Source organism: Amycolatopsis sp. La24 (assembly GCF_029087445.1).
Taxonomy (GTDB): Bacteria; Actinomycetota; Actinomycetes; order Mycobacteriales; family Pseudonocardiaceae; genus Amycolatopsis; species Amycolatopsis nivea.
In genome coordinates this window covers 24488-40757 of sequence record NZ_JARACH010000079.1, presented here as the reverse complement: position 1 = coordinate 40757, position 16270 = coordinate 24488, and the positions used below count along the sequence as shown (strand labels likewise).

Sequence of the window (16270 nt, the reverse complement as noted above, 5' to 3'; positions counted from 1 at the left end):
AAGACCGCGCTGTTGTGGACAAGTTGCGCGCCAACCAATTCGAAACCCTCATCCGCTACGCCGTCGCGACCACCGTGCCCGCAGGTGCCACGTCAGCCGAAACGCAGCCCGTGCGCGAGGTACTCAGTGGTCGCGCGCATGCGATCGCATCCGCATTCGCGGCGTACTCCGAGCACAACTACTACCGCCGGGCCCGACTCCGCCGCCCGATCTCCGCACTGGCCAGCCGCCGGCTCGGCAAAGGAGACCTGCTCTCCGTACCCGAACTGGCCGCCATCGCCCACCTGCCCACCGACGACGCCGCCCCGGGCTTACAACGAGCAGGAGCGAAGGCCGTGTCGCCTCCACCCGGCATCCCCGCCACCGGCGATCGGGTCAAGACGCTCGCCGAGTCCGACTCCGGTCACCCGCGTCCCGTCGGCCTCTACGTCGCCGACGCCCGCCACCACATGCACGTCATCGGAGCCACCGGCTCAGGCAAGTCCGAACTGATGGCGCGAATGGCCCTCGACGACGCCGACGCCGACCGCGGCAGCGTCGTGATCGACCCGAAGGGCGACCTCGTCCAGGACATCCTGATGCGGCTACCCAAAAGACTCGGCGAAAAGGTCGTGCTCTTCGATGCAGACTCACGCGCACGGCCGCCCGTGCTCAACCCGCTGGAAGGAACGGACAAGGCTCGCGCGGTCGACGACCTCGTGAGCATCTTCTCCCGGATCTACGCATCCTCCTGGGGCCCGCGCACCGACGACATCATGCGCGCCGGGTTGCTCACCCTCACCGCGATGCCGGGCACACCGACTCTGGTCGACCTGCCGAAACTGCTCACAGTTCCGGCGTTCCGGCAGCGCGTTTGCGACCAGATCGACGACGACGTGCTCGAAGGCTTCTGGACCGCCTACGAACGGATGTCGGAAGCCGGCCGCATCCAGGTCACTGCTCCTCTTATGAACAAGGTCAGAGGATTCCTGTTGCGGCCCTTCGTCCGCGCTGCCATCGCCGGTGGCCCCTCGACTGTGAGCATGGACGACGTCCTCAACGACGGAGGCATCTGCCTGGTCCGGATATCACGCGACGCGCTCGGCATGGAGACCTCGCAACTCGTCGGGTCGATCATCGTCGCGCGAACCTGGCAGGTCGCAACGAGCCGGTCGCGGCTTCCGCAACACGAGCGCCCGGATTCCAGTCTCTATATGGATGAATGCCAGAACTTCCTCCACCTCCCCTACCCCATCGAGGACATGCTCGCAGAAGCCCGCGCCTACCGGCTCGCGCGGCGAAAGTCTTCTGGGTGACCGTGACCGGCCTGTCGCAGGAACCGAGCCGCGAGGCCACGCTCACTGCCCTCGAAGCCCGCGGCCGGGACGGGATTACCGTACTCGACCTGGACTACCGGCCGATGTTCTGGGAATCCCGGGAACAGGCCCGCGAGTGGGTCGGCAAGGCGCTCGACCACGTGACCGTGGCGGTCGGCAACCTCGACGAATGCGAGACCGCGGTCGCCACGCGCGAGCCGCGGGAAGCGGCGGAAGCGTTGCGGGGCCGAGGAGTTTCGCTCGCGGTGGTTAAGCAGGGCCCCAAGGGCGTCCTCGCGATGGACGACGCCGGGGAAGTCGAGGTGCCGCCGGTACCGGTGGAGGTCGTCAACGGCCTAGGCGCGGGCGACGCGTTCGGCGGGGCGCTGGTCCACGGGCTGCTGTCCGGCTGGGACACCGCGCAGGTGATGCGATTCGCGAACGCGGCCGGCTCGCATGTGGCCGGGGAACTGTCCTGTTCGGACGCCATGCCCACCGAAGACCAAGTACTGCGCAAGCTCGGAGGAAACGCATGAACACGGTCGAGCGGATCGTCGCCAAGCGCGTGCGCGATCCGGAAGCGATCGCCGAAGCCGCCGCCGCGCGGGTACGGGCCAAGTCGCCGTTCAACGACAAGGGCCGCACCATGATCATCGCCGCGGACCACCCCGCGCGGGGCGCGAACTCGGTCGGCTCCGAGCCGCTGGCGATGGCCGACCGGGGCGAACTGCTGGAGCGATTGTGCCTCGCGCTGGAACGGCCCGGCGTCACCGGAGTGCTCGCCACTCCGGACGTCATCGACGACCTGCTGCTGCTCGGCGCACTGCACGGCAAGACGGTCATCGGGTCGATGAACCGGACCGGGCTGGCCGGGTCGAGTTTCGAGATCGACGACCGGTTCGCCTGCTACGACGCGGAAACCATCGCACGCATGCGGTTCGACGGCGGCAAGACTCTCACCCGGATCTGCCTGGACGACCCGGCGACGCCGAGCGTCCTGGAAAACACCGCCAAGGCCGTCGACGAACTCGCCGACCGCAAGCTGATCGCCATGGTCGAACCGTTCCTCTCTGAGTGGGTCGACGGCAAGATCAAGAACGATCTCTCCCCCGAGGCGGTGATCCGCTCGATCACCATCGCCTCCGGTCTCGGCCGCTCGTCCGCCTACACCTGGCTCAAGCTGCCGGTGGTCGCCGACATGCCGCGCGTGCTGGCCGCGTCCACGCTGCCCGCGGTGCTGCTCGGCGGCGAGGTGACCGATCCGGACGCGGCGTTCGCGGCGTGGCAGGAAGCGCTCGTGCTGCCGACCGTGCAGGGGCTGGTGGCCGGGCGTTCGCTGCTGTACCCGCACGACGGCGACGTCGCCAAGGCGGTTGACACGGCGGTGGGTCTGCTGTGAAGCGCTATCACGAAGCAGGCAGCACGGCGGACGGCCCGTTCAGCCTGGTCGTCACTCCCGAATCGGCCGGGTGGGGTTTCTCCGGCCTGCGCGTGCTGGAACTCGACGGCACCGAGACGTTCTCCACCGGCGACGCGGAAACACTCGTGCTTCCGCTGTCCGGCAGCTGCTCGGTGTCCGCCGACGGGAAAGCGTTCGAGTTGGCCGGCCGCACCGGCGTGTTCGACGCGGTGACCGATTTCGCTTACCTGCCCAGGGATTCCGCAGCGACGATCACCGGGAACGGCCGCTTCGCACTCCCGTCGGCGAAAACCTCGAAACGGCTGCCCGCGCGCTACGGACCGGCCGAGGGCGTCCCGACCGAGCTGCGCGGAGCCGGCAACTGCAGCCGTCAGGTCAACAACTACTGCCTGCCGCACACCTTCGAAGCCGACCAGCTGCTCGTCTGCGAGGTCCTCACCCCAGGCGGAAACTGGTCGTCCTACCCGCCGCACAAGCACGACGAGGCACGCGACAGCGAAAGCGAGCTGGAGGAGATCTACTACTTCGAGGTCGCCGACGGCGGGAAGGGGTACCAGCGCGTGTACGGCACCCCGGAGCGGCCGATCGAGGTGCTGGCGGAGGTCCGCAGCGGCGACGTCGTGCTGATCCCGCACGGCTGGCACGGCCCGTCGATGGCCGCGCCCGGCTACGACCTCTACTACCTCAACGTGATGGCCGGGCCCGGTCCCGAGCGCGCGTGGCTGATCTGCGACGACCCCGCGCACGCGTGGGTCCGCCAGACCTGGGAAACCCAGGACGTCGACTCCCGCCTGCCCTTCGGAGGTGCCCGATGAGACTGACCACTGCGCAAGCGCTCGTGCGGTTCCTCGCCAACCAGTACTCCGAACGCGACGGCGTCGAACAGCGCCTCATTCCCGGCTGCTTCGGGATTTTCGGCCACGGCAACGTCGCCGGGATCGGGCAGGCGCTGCTGCAGGCGGCCCACACCGGCGAGGCAGATCTCCCCTACTACCTCGCCCGCAACGAACAGGGCCAGGTCCACGCCGCGACCGCGTTCGCGAAGATGCGCAACCGGCTCCAGACCCTCGCCTGCACCGCGTCCACCGGCCCCGGCTCCACCAACATGATCACCGGCGCTGCTCTCGCGACCGTCAATCGGCTGCCGGTCCTGCTGCTGCCCAGCGACATGTTCGCAAGCCGGGTGCCGGATCCAGTGCTGCAGCAGCTCGAGGACACCCGCGGCGGCGATGTCACCGTGAACGACGCGTTCCGCCCGGTCTCGAAGTACTTCGACCGGATCACCCGGCCCGAGCAGCTGATTCCCGCCGCACTCGCCGCGATGCGGGTGCTCTCCGATCCGGTCGAAACCGGTGCCGTCACGCTCGCGCTGCCGCAGGACGTGCAGGCCGAAGCCTGCGACTGGCCCGAGGAGTTCTTCCGCCGCCGTGTCTGGCACGTCGACCGCCCCGTGCCCGAGCCGGAAGCGCTCGGCCGCGCGGCGGAGCTGCTGAGGACGGCGTCGGCGCCGCTGATCGTCGTCGGCGGAGGCGTCGTCTACTCCGAGGCCGAGCACGAGCTGCGCGTATTCGCCGACGCCACCGGCATCCCGGTCGCGGACACGCACGCCGGCAAGGGCGCGGTCCCGTGGGACCACCCGTGCGCGGTCGGCGGAATCGGATCCACCGGCGCCACCGCGGCCAACGCGCTCGCCGCCGAAGCCGACGTCGTGCTCGGCATCGGCACCCGCTACAGCGACTTCACCACCGCATCCCACACCGTGTTCGGCAACCCCGCCGTGAAGTTCGTCAACTTGAACGTCGCCCGCCTCGACGCCGCCAAGCACTCCGCGGAGATGGTTCTGGCAGACGCGAAACGGGGCATCACCGCGCTGCACGAGGCACTCGCCGGGTGGCAGGTCGACGACGCGTACCGGACCTGGGCTCGGGTCCTGGCCGACGAGTGGAGCCGGACCGCGGACGCCTGTTTGACCGTCGTACATCAGGCGCTGCCGGCGCAGACCGAGATCCTCGGCGCGCTCAACAGCGAGCTGGACGACCGCGACGTGGTGATCAACGCGGCCGGTTCGATGCCCGGCGACCTGCAGATGCTGTGGCGGGCACGGGACCCGAAGGCGTACCACGTCGAGTACGCCTACTCCTGCATGGGCTACGAGATCGCCGCGGGCGTCGGCGCGAAAATGGCCGCACCCGAACGGGAAGTGGTCGTGCTCGTCGGCGACGGCTCCTACCTGATGATGGCCCAGGAAATCGTCACCATGGTCGCCGAGCGGCTCAAGGTGATCATCGTGCTGGTGCAGAACCACGGCTTCGCCTCCATCGGCGCACTGTCGGAATCCCTGGGCTCGCAACGGTTCGGGACCGCCTACCGCTACCGCGGCGACTCCGGCCAGCTCGACGGCGACGTGCTCCCCGTCGACCTGGCGGCCAACGCCGCCAGCCTCGGCGCAACCGTGCTGCGCGCGTCCACGGTGGACGAATTCCGGGCCGCGGTGAAACAGGCCAAGACGAACACCACGACCACCGTCGTGCATGTCGACACCGACCTGCTCGGCCCCAACCCGCCCGGATCGGCGTGGTGGGACGTGCCGGTCAGCGAAGTCTCCGACCTCGGCTCCACCCGCTCGGCACGCGAAACCTACGCCGCTTTCAAACGCAAGCAGCGCCCCTACCTCTGACCGACCTCTCCCGAGGAGCACCGTGAACACCATCGAACACTGGATCAACGGCGTCTCGACACCCGCCGGTTCCACCCGCACCGCGCCGGTCTACGACCCCGCCACCGGCAAACAGCAGTCCGCCGTCCTGCTCGCCGAATCGGCCGACGTGGACGCCGCGGTCGCCGCCGCCGCGAAGGCCGCCGAGTCGTGGTGCGAATCCTCGCTCACCCAGCGCACCCGGATCCTCTTCGCCTTCCGCGAACTGCTGGTCAAGCACGAGGACGAACTCGCCCGCATCATCTCCAGCGAGCACGGCAAAGTGATCGACGACGCCCGCGGCGAGATCGTCCGCGGCCGCGAGGTCGTCGAATACGCCTGCGGCATCGCCGACGCCCTCAAAGGCAGCTTCTCCGACCAGGTCTCCCGCGGCGTCGACGTGCACGACTTCCGCCAACCGCTCGGCGTCGTCGCGGGCATCACCCCGTTCAACTTCCCCTTCATGGTGCCGCTGTGGATGCACCCGGTCGCGATCGCAACCGGCAACACCTTCGTGCTCAAGCCCAGCGAGCGCGACCCGTCCGCGTCCAACCTCGTGGCCCGGCTCTACGCCGAAGCCGGTCTGCCCGACGGCGTGTTCAACGTCGTCCACGGCGACAAGGTCGCGGTCGACGCGCTGCTCGACCACCCCGACATCGCCGCGGTCTCGTTCGTCGGCTCCACTCCGATCGCCAGGTACGTGCACGAACGCGGCACCGCGACCGGCAAACGCGTCCAGGCCCTCGGCGGAGCCAAAAACCACGCTGTCGTCCTGCCCGACGCCGACGTGGAATACGCCGCCAACCACCTCACCGCCGCCGCCTTCGGCTCCGCCGGCCAGCGCTGCATGGCGATCTCCGTCGCCGTCGCCGTCGGCGAGGCGGGCGACCGGCTCATCGACGTGCTGGAGCGCAAGGCCAACGAAGTAAAGGTGGGCCCCGGCTCCGACGCCACCAGCGACATGGGCCCGGTCGTCAGCGCCGCCGCCCGCGACCGCGTCGTCAACGCGGTCGCCCGCGGCGCGGAGGAAGGCGCGACCGTCGTGGTTGACGGACGCGGCCGGTCGGTCGGCGGGTACGAGGAAGGCTTCTTCGTCGGACCGTCCCTGCTGGACCACGTCACCACCGAGATGGAGGCTTACCGCGAGGAGATCTTCGGGCCGGTGCTGGCCGTCGTCCGCGTGTCCACCCTGGACGAGGCGATCTCCCTGATCAACGCCAACCCGTATGGCAACGGCACCGCCGTCTTCACCGGCAGCGGCGAGGCCGCCCGGAAGTTCCAGCGCGGCGTCAAAGTCGGCATGATCGGCGTCAACGTGCCGATCCCGGTCCCGATGTCGTACTACTCCTTCGGGGGCTGGAAGGACTCGCTGATCGGCGACGGCCCGATCCACGGCCCCGCCGGAGTCCGGTTCTACACCCGCGCCAAGGTGGTCACCACCCGCTGGCCGGAGACCGAAGCGCACGGAGCGGCATTCACCTTCCCGACGGCCAACTGATTTCCGCGAAGACGGGGTGCACTCGGCGGGGGTGCGCCCCGCCTTCGCGCCATCCCCATTCGCGCCGTTGTCGTTGAACCGGCCCTTGGAGATGGCGGGGACGGTCGTGTGCCGGGAGCAGTCATTTGGAAGCCGACCGCCGTCATGCTGCCAGTATTGCCGATGAGCGTTCCATGCCAGGATCCAGAAACAGGCTTCGCGAACACCCATGTCACTGATTTGTCGAGCATGGGCTACCCCTTCTTGCGGTCGATTATCTGCATCGGCTCGTTCTTTCCTGAATGGAAGCGAGAGATCAGAATATCGCTCGTGACGGTAAAGATCGCCTGCGCGACGGAGTGGCGTCTCGCCTTCAACGCACCGATACCGTACCGCACGAAATGGATCTCAATACTTGCGATCGGGCCGGCACGTATCGAACACCGTAACGCAGTCGGCGAGGAGATCGGCGAAGCGGTCGTTGAGCACCCACCTGCGCTGCGCGCGATCTTTCGCAAGGACAAGGCGATTTCCGATGACGGCGGGCAGGATCAGGCCGAGCGGTACGCCTTCCGCTCCAAGGAATTCTAGGAAATCGGCAAGCGCAGGGTCATCGCTTGCCTCGCGGAGGTCCAGGGGGATCAGCCAGCGAGGCAGCTCCGCGACGACCTTCGAGCAAGACGCGGTCGCGCTCTGGAGAGATCAGTGGATTCGAATCGAATCCACGGCCCCCGCGATAATAGCCTGACGCTGAATTGCGAAGCCGCACCAGATAGCATGGGACGACCTTGTCGCGCGCCCGACATCCGGGAACTCAGATTTAACCGACACCCTCGGACCATTGCAGGGAATTGAATATTGAGCACAATGTTGACCACATTAGCCAATCGATTACAGTAACGGCTGCTGTCACTGAGCTGGAGTCCTGCGGCAAAGACTGGGCGAACCAGGCCGGCCGCAGCGGACCGAACGACGCCCGGCTTGCCGAGCGCACGAGACGAGCGTTCGACGCCGTCGTCATCCGGCTCCGAATCTTCCGCTTCAGCCATAGCTTCATCCCCACCCGACGCCCGGCAAGACGGCGGACAACGGAGAGCTTGGCTCCGCTGCGCAACTGCAGGCCGAAACTCGTGCACCAAAAAGCGGGAGCGTCGGCGACGCTGCCGACGCTCCCGCTGATGCCGCCGAATGCGCGACCGGGAGCTCAGATTCCCAGCTTCATCGCACGTCCCCAGCGTAGAACTCCGGTCGGTCCTTAATCGCCACGCCGACTACCCCTCCGCTGTGTAGCGCTTCCACGGTCGCGTCCGTGATGACCGTCGCGGCATATCCGTCCCATGCAGAGGGGCCGGTCGGCTCGACGCCCGCCGCCAGCGTGTTAACCCATTCCTGGAACTCGACGTCGAACGCCGCGGCGAACCGGTCTCTCCAGTCCTGGTGCACGGCGACCCGGCTGGTCCCCGCGCTGCGCACCAGCGGGCTGGCCGGATCCGGCAGCCGGACCAAGCCGGTCTCGCCTACCGTCTCGCACTGGATGTCGTAGCCGTATCGGCAGTTCACGAAGACCTCGAGGTCGACCCGGACCCCTGCCGCGGTCTCGAACAGCATGATCTGCGGATCCTGCAGGTGCGGATACCGTTTTGTCGTGGCCCTCGGCTTGATCACCTGCGCCGAAACGATCTCGTCGGACAGCAGCCAACGCAGCACGTCGATCTCGTGCACCGCGGTGTCCTGCGCCGCCATCTCCGAGCGATAGCTCTCCGGCGCCGATGCGTTGCGGTGCGCGCAATGCACCATCAGCGGCGTGCCGATCTCGCCGGCGTCCAGCACTCGCTTCATCTCGCGATACCCGGCATCATAACGGCGCATGAACCCGACCTGCACGAGCCGCCGGCCGCAGGCGATCTCCGCCTCGACGATGCGCCGGCAGTCCTCCTCGGTGGTCGCCAGCGGCTTCTCGCAGAACACCGGCTTTCCGGCGGCGATCGCGGCGAGCACGTGCTCGGCGTGCGTCGGGCCCCACGAGGTGACCACCACCGCGTCCACATCGGACTGTCCGATCAAGTCGGCTCCGTCGGTTACCGCCCGGGCACCGACCTCCGCGGCCACCGGGGCGGCTCGCTCGGCGTCGAGGTCGGTTACCGCGACCACCTCGGCCCCGGTGACCACTTCGGTCAGCCGCCGGACGTGGTCCTGGCCGATCATGCCGGCTCCGATGACTCCCACGCGTACGGTCACGGCAGGTACTCCCTTCAGCTTTTTAGAATTCGACCGTCTTCACGGCCAGGACGGGCACCTCGGCACCGAGCAGCAGCCGCTGTGCGACGCTGCCGAGAACAAGTTTGCCAACCGGTGAGCGGCGTTTCATCCCGATCACCAGAAGTTCCACCTCGCCTGCTCGTTCGGCCAGGACCTCGAGCACGTGCTCGGCAATGTCCACGCCAGCACGGCGCTCGATGATCTCCGCTTCGCGCGGGACTTCCAGCGGACCTAGCCGCAGGTTCGCTACCAGCAGCTTCGTGCCGCGCAGCTCGGCCTCCGCGAACCCGCGGGCGAGCGCGAGATCGCCTTCGTACGAATCGGTGACCGCGGCGAGCACCGTCATCGTTCAGCCCTCCTTCGCGACCGACGCCGGCGTCGACCGGTCGAACCGTTGGTGCAACTCGTGTTCCAAGACTTCCAGTGACAGGCCCCGGGTCTCCGGGACCGCCTTCGCCACGAAGGTGATCGCGCCCAGCCCGAGCACCACGAACAGGAAGAATGTGGTGGCGATGTGCAGCGCGTCGACCAGTATCGGAAACGTCAGGCCGATCGCGAAGTTCGTCAGCCACAGCACCAGGCTCGCGATGCCCATGCCGAGCCCGCGCAGCTTCAGCGGGAAGATCTCCGACAGCATCAGCCAGGTGACCGGCGAGATCGCGCCCTGCTGGAACGCGAGGAACGTAACCGTCAGGGCGAGAATCACGAACGCACGGGTCTCTCCTGCAGGCAGCAGCAGCGAGAAGACCCCGATCAGCAGCAGTGCGGTCGTCGTCCCGATCAGCCCGGCGATCAGCATCGGCCGGCGGTTCACCTTGCGCAGCAGGTAGATCCCGACGAAGGTCGCCAGCACCGAGATCACCCCGTTGGCGATATTCGCCGTCAGCGCGCTGTTCGCGGAGAACCCCGCGTCTGTGAGTATCTGGGTGCCGTAGTACATGATCGAGTTGACGCCGGTCACCTGCTGCACGATGCCGATCCCGATGCCTACGAACACCAGCCGCCGGATCCATGGGGTAGCGAGGTCACGCAGCCCGCCGGTCTGGGACTGCTTGTCCTCCAAAGCGAGGCGGCGCACCTCATCGAGTTCTGCTGCCGCACGGCGCGCTGAACGCACCTGCTGGAGGACAGCCAGCGCATCGGCGAACCGGTCCTTCGACGCGAGCCAGCGCGGACTTTCCGGCATAACCAGCATGCCGAGCCACAGCACCACCGCGGGCAGCGTCGCGATCACCAGCATCCAGCGCCACACGCCATTGCTCTCGCCGAACGCGTTCCCTATGAACGCGTTGAACGTGAATGCGAGCAGCTGCCCGGAGACGATCATGAGCTCATTCTGAGTGACCAAGCTGCCGCGCCGCTCCGCAGGCGACACTTCGGCGAGGTACGTCGGCACGGTCACCGATGCCCCGCCCACAGCGAGCCCGAGCACAAACCGGCCGAGGACCATCACCGCGGTGGCCGGAGCGAGCGTGCACGCCAGCGTGCCGAGCAAGAATACGGCCGCCAGCACCAGGATAGTGCGTCGGCGCCCGCGTCGATCGGCCAACCGGCCCGCGAGGATCGCACCCAGCGCCGCACCCAGCAGCAGCGAACTCGTCACCAGTCCTTCGGTGAACGGTGAGAGGCCGAGGTCGGCCTTCATGTACGGCAGCGCGCCGTTGATCACCCCGGTGTCATAGCCGAACAGCAGGCCGCCAAACGTCGCGATGACGGTGACCAGCCTCAGCCGGCGGGAATGCGGACCCTTCTCTTCGAATGGTACGGCCGGTGGCGTCGTTGCCCGGACCTGACTCATGCGATTGCTCCAGTTTTGGTGTACCAGACCCCTCTGGCGCGTGAGTTTCCCTGTGGTTCCCCGGAAAGCGCTCAGCCCAGCCGAGGCCGGGCAGTGCCGGTCACCCCCTGGGCAGCGAGGTATTCGCGCGTGCGCATCGCGATCGGCAGCGGGACCTCGGCCGTGCACGGGTACAGGTCCTGTTCGACAATCACGAACAGCTCAGCCGCCAAAGCGGACAGCGCATCGACGATCTCGGCGGGATCGGGCACCCCAGCCGGCGGTTCGACGCACACGCCTCGTTTGACGGCCTCACCGAAGGACAGTTCTTCTGCAGCGACTTGTGCGAGGACGTCCGGGTCCATCTGCTTGATGTGCACATATCCGACGCGTTCGCCGAACCGGCGGATCAGGTCGAGGTTGTCGCCCCCGCCATAGGCGACATGCCCGGTGTCGAGACACAGGTTGGCATACCGGGAATCGGTCTCGTTCAGGTACCGCTCGATCTCCGGCTGGGTCTGGATGTGGCTGTCCGCATGCGGGTGCAGCACCAGCCGGACGTCGTACTCCTCCAGCAGGATCCGGCCCAGGTCGTTCGCCCGCGCGCCGAAGGAGCTCCACTGTTCCGCCGTCAGCTGCGGGTCCTCGGTGTAAGCACCAGTCTTCTCATCGCGGTACATCGCCGGAATGAAGACCAGGTGATGCGCGCCCGCGGCGGAGGCGAGCTCGGATACCCGGCGGGCGGTCGCGACGGTGTCGGCCCAGGAATCTGGGCGATGCAACGCGCCGAACGTGGTTCCGCCGGATACCTGCAGGCCCCGGGCCCCGGCTTCCTCGGCCAATTGACGCGGGTCAGTGGGCAGGTAACCGTACGGGCCGAGCTCGAACCAGCGGTAGCCGGCACCGGCAAGCTCGTCGAGGAACCGGGTCCAGTGCACCTGTCGCTCGTCGGCGGGGAACCACACGCCCCACGAGTCGGGCGCGGAACCGAGGCAAAGGTTCCCTGCGGTGATGCGGGACATCGTCGTCACAGCGTCCTCCCGGACGGTGGAGGCGGGAATGGGTTGCGTGTCGCATAGCGCGCTCTACTAGCGCGCTCTAGTACGAGGAACTATGCTGGCTGTCACACCGGACTGTCAAGGGCCTGGCAGAATCCGCCGGGAGACCCAGGAAGGGAGGGCGCGATGGCCGACCGAGTGCCGACCGACGACGTGCCCGGCAGGGAAACGGCCGGCAAGCCGCGCCGACCCACCATGGTCGACGTCGCCGCCAAGGCCGGGGTGTCCCGCGCCCTCGTTTCGCTGGTCTTCCGCAACCAGCCGGGGGCCAGCGAAGCCACGCGGCAGCGTGTGCTGCACGCAGCCGACGAGCTGGGCTACCACCCGGACAACGCGGCGCGGCTGCTCGCTCGGGGACGCAGCCACACGCTGGGCGTCGTGCTGACCGTGCACCAGCCGTTCGACGCGGACATGGTCGAGGGCATCTACCCGGAAGCCGAGCGCCTCGGCTATGACGTGCTGCTTTCGGCCAGCGCCCCTGGCCGCGACGAAGGCAAGGCCGTGGAGGCGCTTTTGAGCCACCGGTGCGAAGCGGTGATCCTACTGGGCCCCACGTCCTCGCAGGCATACCTAGCCGAGCTTGGCCGGCGCACTGTCGTGGTGTCGGTCAGCCGACGGGTCCCGGGAGCGCATCTCGACAGCGTCCGCACCTCCGCCGCGGTCGGCGTACGCCAGGCCATCGACCATCTGGTGAAGCTGGGTCACCGCGAGATCACCCACGTCGACGGCGGAAAGGGTCCGGGTGCCTCCGACCGCCGACGTGCCTACCGGAGTGCGATGCGCCGGCACGACCTGACGGCACGCATCGTCCCCGGCGAATACTCAGAAGACGCCGGAATGGCGGCGGCCCAGAAACTGCTCGGCGAAGACCGCTTGCCCACCGCGATCCTGGCCGCCAACGACCGGTGCGCGGTGGGCCTGATGCACGCGTTCGGGCGCGCCGGCCTGGAACTGCCGAAAGACTTGTCCGTGGTTGGCTACGACGACAACCACCTGTCTCACCTGTCCTACATCGACCTGACCACCGTTCGCCAGGACGCCAACCGCATCGCCGAACATGCCGTCCAGCGCGCCGTCGCCCGGCTCGAAGACGAAAACGTCGAACCCACCGACACCGTCTTGGATCCGAAGCTCGTCGTCCGTGGAACCACCGGCCCTCCAGCGGCCCGCTGAGCAGGAGCTGGATCAGGCGGGCAGCCCGACTCGTCGTTCGTCGCTGCGCAGTTGCTGCAGCACGACCGCGATGATGAGCAGCACGCCGTGTGCGATGTTCTGCCAGAACGGGTTGATGCCCAGCCCTGACATGCCGTTGTCGAGCACGCCGAGGATCACGACCGCGAACACCGTTGAGATGATGGATCCTTGCCGCCCTTGAGCATGGTGCCGCCGAGCGCGGCACCGGTGACCGCCTGCAGCTCCAGGCCTTCTGAGCCGGAAGTCGGCTGGCCGGAACCGGTGCGTGCGCTGATCAGGACGCCCGCGATCGCCGCGACCACGCCGACCAGGGCGTAGACGCCGATGATGTAGCAGTTGATGTTGATCCCGGCCAGCCGAGCGGCGGTGTCGTTGCCGCCGATCGCATAGACGTTGCGGCCGATGTCAGTGCACTTGAGCAGGAAGTGCAGCCCCGCAGCGACGACCAGGAACACCCAGAGCAGCGACGGCAAGCCCGCGATCGAACCCTTGGCCAGGAAGATGAACAAGTCGTCGGAGCCGGTGTAGCCCTGCGACTTGCCGTTCGAAATCACCTGCGCGACGCCCTTGTACGCGGCGAGCATAGCCAGCGTCGCGACCACCGGGTTGACCCGGCCGAAGATAACGATCATCCCGTTGACCAGCCCGCAGGCGATCCCGATGCAGACCGCGGCAAGCACGCCGAACACCGAACTGCCGGTCGAAGCGAGCACCATCGCCGAAACGACCGAAGCGAGCCCAGCCATCGAGCCGACCGAGATGTCCAGCGCGCCCAGGATGATCAGCAGCGACTGGACCAGGCAGCGCAGGCCCATGATGGTGGTCGCGCTGGCGATCCGCAGCAGGTTCTCGGTGCGCAGGAAGTTGTCGTTCAGCACAGACAGCAGGATGACCAGCGCCACCAGGGTGATGATCAGGCTCGAATTCTGCACCCCGACAGCGGCGAGCGCCCGGCGCAGCGGCCCGGGTGCCCGCGGCGTGACCGGCTGTGCGGGCATCTTGTTCTCTTGGCTGGAACGTGTCGGCGTGCTCAGGCAGATCGTCGATCTTCAGGACACCGTCATCCGGAGGGTCGTCACCGGAAACCACGCGCGGCAAGGTGGATTTGCCCGCGCCGTTCTCGCCCATCAGCGCGAGGACCTCGCCGGGCCGGAAATCGAGCGAGACGTCGTCGAGCGCAGTGACGCCGGCGAAGCGTTTGCCGATGCCCTCGACGGTCAGAGAAGGGAAAATGTCGGACGTCAAGGACCTCCCCGCCTTCCGTGGCTGGGCTCGTGGGCGCCTCGGCCGCGCTGCCGGGACGCCCACGAGCCGGTCTGGGAATACCCGGGGATTCAAGTGCAGTTGACGCCAGCTTGCACGTAGTCGTCCTTGTCGACCATCGTCGTCTTGGCGATGGTCCGCGCCGGCAACGCCTTGCCGTTCTGCACCTTGTCGTAGAGGGCCTGCATCGCGGTTTTGCCGACGTCGGCGCCGGAGATGTCAACGAGGACTTGTTGCCAGTGTCCTTGCCGCTTTCCAGTCCTTGCAGTCGAGGTATGCGCCGAGGCCCGACGCCGCTGATGTTCGCCGACTGACACGGCTCTGGTCATCGACGGACGCCCGGCTTCGCAGCCGACACCACGAGTGACTGTGATCCAGGTCGGCGCGCCCTCAGCAACCAGAATCGGAAGCCTTTGCAGGTTCGGCGTTTGCCGCTGCGGAGCCTTCGACGTCTTGCTTCAGCGGGTCCCAGCGGATCGTCGCGAGGGTGGCAAGCGCCGCGATCGGCACTACGGCAAGGAGCAGCAGGGTGTGGCCCTGGCCCCATGAGTCCAGCATGACCGGTACGACGGACAGCCCGACAATCGTTCCGATCCTTCCGACCGTTTCCGCCATTCCGGTGCCCATCCCCCGGATCTCAGTCGGATACGACAGGGTCGGCATCGTCTTGCTGACCGGCCCGGGGCCGAAGGTGTGGCCGAACAGCAGCACCGCGACAAGACCGATGGCCAGGTAGGCAAGCGGGCCCCCGCCCTTCACGTCGCCGAGCAACCCTAGCCCCAGCATCGCGAGCGCGACAATGGAGAACCCGACGGCTGCTAGCTTCCACAGCCCGAGTCGATGGGTGAGCAGCGGTTGGATGGAACCGCCGACCAGCGCGACGAGGTTCACCGCGATCGTCGACAAGATAACCGCGACGATGTCGGCGCCGAAGATCAGTCCGGCAATCACCGGGGTGTAGAAGCCGACCGCGTAGTACTGCAGGGATTGTGCCGAGGTGATGACCGCGCTGAGTACAGTGCGGGCGCGATACTTGCGGCTGAATAATGCGCGGATCCGGGGCTTCTCCCGGGTTCCGTGCGCGGACGGCGGCTCCGCGCCCGGTTCGATCACGACATGCACGCCATAGGACTTCTCCAAGATTGCCCCTGCCTGCTCGAGTCCGCGATTGGCAGCTACCCAGACCGGGCTTTCCTCCGCATACCTCAACCGCAGCGCCACTACGATCAGCATCGGGAACGCCCCGAACGCGACTGCCCAGCGCCAGAGGTGCCCGCCGTCGCCGAGCGCCAGGAAGGACACGAGCACCACCAGCGCCGCCACGATGGTCGCGACGGACGACAGCGGCTGCCACAGATTCAGGGAACGTCCGCGGGTAGCGTGCCTGCCGAACTCCGCCATGAAACTGAATGCGACGGGAATGTCCAGCCCGACAGCGACTCCCATCAGGAACCGGAACACCGCGAGAGTGGCGAAGTTCGGCGCGAGCGCCGCGCCGATCGGAGTGACGACCAGGGCGACGCCGACGATGACGAAGAGCTTGAAGCGCCCGGTGCGGTCGGCGACGTACCCGCCGATAAGCGAGCTGACGAGCGCACCTACCGCGGTCAATGCGCTCACGAGCCCGATTTCGCCTGCGGTGAGGTGCATCTCGGCACGCAGGGACGCGATCCCGAGACCCAGGCTGCCCAGATCGTAGCCGTCCGCGAAGACGCTGAGCAGCGCGATCGCGGTCAGCATCTTCGTACGCCCGGTCATCGAAGGCCGGGACGCGACGAAGCCGGCGACGTCGTCTTTCGATCGAATAGTGAGTAGTGCTGGTTCGGACATGG

The 16270-nt window shown here is 67.5% G+C and carries 16 protein-coding genes and 1 pseudogene; 8 read left to right on the top strand and 9 right to left on the bottom strand.

What is annotated here, in order from left to right; translation table 11 throughout:
* From PUT80_RS41570 to PUT80_RS41540, 7 genes are all read left to right on the top strand, one after another.
* Positions 1-1295: DUF87 domain-containing protein (locus PUT80_RS41570; RefSeq protein ID WP_275295434.1), on the top strand; the 1295-nt coding region annotated here is incomplete at its 5' end.
* Positions 1292-1831 (top strand): PfkB family carbohydrate kinase, encoded by a 540-nt coding sequence (locus PUT80_RS41565; RefSeq protein ID WP_275295433.1) that lies wholly within the window; start codon positions 1292-1294, stop codon positions 1829-1831. The genes PUT80_RS41570 and PUT80_RS41565, both read left to right, overlap by 4 nt.
* A complete protein-coding gene (locus PUT80_RS41560; RefSeq protein WP_275295432.1) occupies positions 1828-2694 on the top strand; it encodes an aldolase in 867 nt (288 codons plus the stop codon). Before PUT80_RS41565 ends, PUT80_RS41560 begins: the two co-directional genes overlap by 4 nt.
* Complete coding sequence (gene iolB / locus PUT80_RS41555) at positions 2691-3530, top strand: 5-deoxy-glucuronate isomerase (protein ID WP_275295431.1); 840 nt, start codon at positions 2691-2693, stop codon at positions 3528-3530. The genes PUT80_RS41560 and iolB overlap by 4 nt, the downstream gene beginning before the upstream one ends.
* Entirely contained in the window at positions 3527-5392 is a 1866-nt protein-coding gene (iolD, locus tag PUT80_RS41550) for a 3D-(3,5/4)-trihydroxycyclohexane-1,2-dione acylhydrolase (decyclizing) (protein ID WP_275295430.1), read from the top strand. Before iolB ends, iolD begins: the two co-directional genes overlap by 4 nt.
* A gap of 22 nt (positions 5393-5414) precedes the next feature.
* The gene (locus tag PUT80_RS41545) at positions 5415-6908 is read left to right on the top strand and encodes a CoA-acylating methylmalonate-semialdehyde dehydrogenase (protein ID WP_275295429.1); all 1494 of its coding nucleotides are present in this window, start codon (positions 5415-5417) and stop codon (positions 6906-6908) included.
* Between the two features lie 108 nt (positions 6909-7016).
* The gene (locus PUT80_RS41540; RefSeq protein WP_275295428.1) at positions 7017-7478 is read left to right on the top strand and encodes a hypothetical protein; all 462 of its coding nucleotides are present in this window, start codon (positions 7017-7019) and stop codon (positions 7476-7478) included.
* Positions 7479-8105: 627 nt separating this feature from the next.
* On the opposite strand, the gene PUT80_RS41535 is transcribed toward PUT80_RS41540, so the two are convergent.
* The 4 genes from PUT80_RS41535 to PUT80_RS41520 form a co-directional block, all read right to left on the bottom strand.
* On the bottom strand, positions 8106-9125 hold the full coding sequence (locus tag PUT80_RS41535) for a Gfo/Idh/MocA family oxidoreductase (RefSeq protein WP_275295427.1): 1020 nt from the start codon (positions 9123-9125) through the stop codon (positions 8106-8108).
* Positions 9126-9147: 22 nt separating this feature from the next.
* A complete protein-coding gene (locus PUT80_RS41530; protein WP_275295426.1) occupies positions 9148-9492 on the bottom strand; it encodes a universal stress protein in 345 nt (114 codons plus the stop codon).
* A gap of 3 nt (positions 9493-9495) precedes the next feature.
* Positions 9496-10944 (bottom strand): sugar porter family MFS transporter, encoded by a 1449-nt coding sequence (locus tag PUT80_RS41525; RefSeq protein WP_275295436.1) that lies wholly within the window; start codon positions 10942-10944, stop codon positions 9496-9498.
* Between the two features lie 71 nt (positions 10945-11015).
* Positions 11016-11945 (bottom strand): TIM barrel protein, encoded by a 930-nt coding sequence (locus PUT80_RS41520; RefSeq protein ID WP_275295435.1) that lies wholly within the window; start codon positions 11943-11945, stop codon positions 11016-11018.
* 174 nt (positions 11946-12119) lie between these two features.
* Here PUT80_RS41520 and PUT80_RS41515 point away from each other — a divergent pair, with 174 nt between their 5' ends.
* Positions 12120-13154, top strand: coding sequence for a LacI family DNA-binding transcriptional regulator (locus PUT80_RS41515; protein WP_275295425.1), 1035 nt, complete (start codon positions 12120-12122; stop codon positions 13152-13154).
* 12 nt (positions 13155-13166) lie between these two features.
* Here the strand turns inward: PUT80_RS41515 and PUT80_RS41510 are convergent, their stop codons facing one another.
* The 5 genes and pseudogenes from PUT80_RS41510 to PUT80_RS41490 all read right to left on the bottom strand — a co-directional run bounded on the left by PUT80_RS41510 (position 13167) and on the right by PUT80_RS41490 (position 16268).
* A complete protein-coding gene (locus PUT80_RS41510) occupies positions 13167-13325 on the bottom strand; it encodes a hypothetical protein (RefSeq protein ID WP_275295424.1) in 159 nt (52 codons plus the stop codon).
* The gene (locus tag PUT80_RS41505) at positions 13310-14173 is read right to left on the bottom strand and encodes an ABC transporter permease (RefSeq protein WP_275295423.1); all 864 of its coding nucleotides are present in this window, start codon (positions 14171-14173) and stop codon (positions 13310-13312) included. Before PUT80_RS41505 ends, PUT80_RS41510 begins: the two co-directional genes overlap by 16 nt.
* Positions 14174-14216: 43 nt before the next feature.
* Positions 14217-14408, bottom strand: a pseudogene (locus PUT80_RS41500) (ATP-binding cassette domain-containing protein); the annotation flags it as partial.
* Between the two features lie 101 nt (positions 14409-14509).
* On the bottom strand, positions 14510-14767 hold the full coding sequence (locus PUT80_RS41495) for a hypothetical protein (RefSeq protein WP_275295422.1): 258 nt from the start codon (positions 14765-14767) through the stop codon (positions 14510-14512).
* A gap of 61 nt (positions 14768-14828) precedes the next feature.
* Positions 14829-16268: an MFS transporter gene (locus tag PUT80_RS41490; protein ID WP_275295421.1), complete on the bottom strand. Its 1440-nt coding sequence runs from the start codon at positions 16266-16268 to the stop codon at positions 14829-14831.
* Positions 16269-16270: the final 2 nt, after the last annotated feature.

What these genes read in the sequence shown, in the direction of transcription:
- PUT80_RS41560 (WP_275295432.1), top strand. Translation starts at nt 1,828, where the DNA reads ATGAACACGGTCGAGCGGATCGTCGCCAAGCGCGTGCGCGATCCGGAA.
- iolD (WP_275295430.1), top strand. Translation starts at nt 3,527, where the DNA reads ATGAGACTGACCACTGCGCAAGCGCTCGTGCGGTTCCTCGCCAACCAG.
- PUT80_RS41530 (WP_275295426.1), bottom strand. Translation starts at nt 9,492, where the DNA reads ATGACGGTGCTCGCCGCGGTCACCGATTCGTACGAAGGCGATCTCGCG.
- PUT80_RS41525 (WP_275295436.1), bottom strand. Translation starts at nt 10,944, where the DNA reads ATGAGTCAGGTCCGGGCAACGACGCCACCGGCCGTACCATTCGAAGAG.
- PUT80_RS41520 (WP_275295435.1), bottom strand. Translation starts at nt 11,945, where the DNA reads ATGTCCCGCATCACCGCAGGGAACCTTTGCCTCGGTTCCGCGCCCGAC.
- PUT80_RS41505 (WP_275295423.1), bottom strand. Translation starts at nt 14,173, where the DNA reads ATGCCCGCACAGCCGGTCACGCCGCGGGCACCCGGGCCGCTGCGCCGG.
- PUT80_RS41495 (WP_275295422.1), bottom strand. Translation starts at nt 14,767, where the DNA reads ATGACCAGAGCCGTGTCAGTCGGCGAACATCAGCGGCGTCGGGCCTCG.
- PUT80_RS41490 (WP_275295421.1), bottom strand. Translation starts at nt 16,268, where the DNA reads ATGTCCGAACCAGCACTACTCACTATTCGATCGAAAGACGACGTCGCC.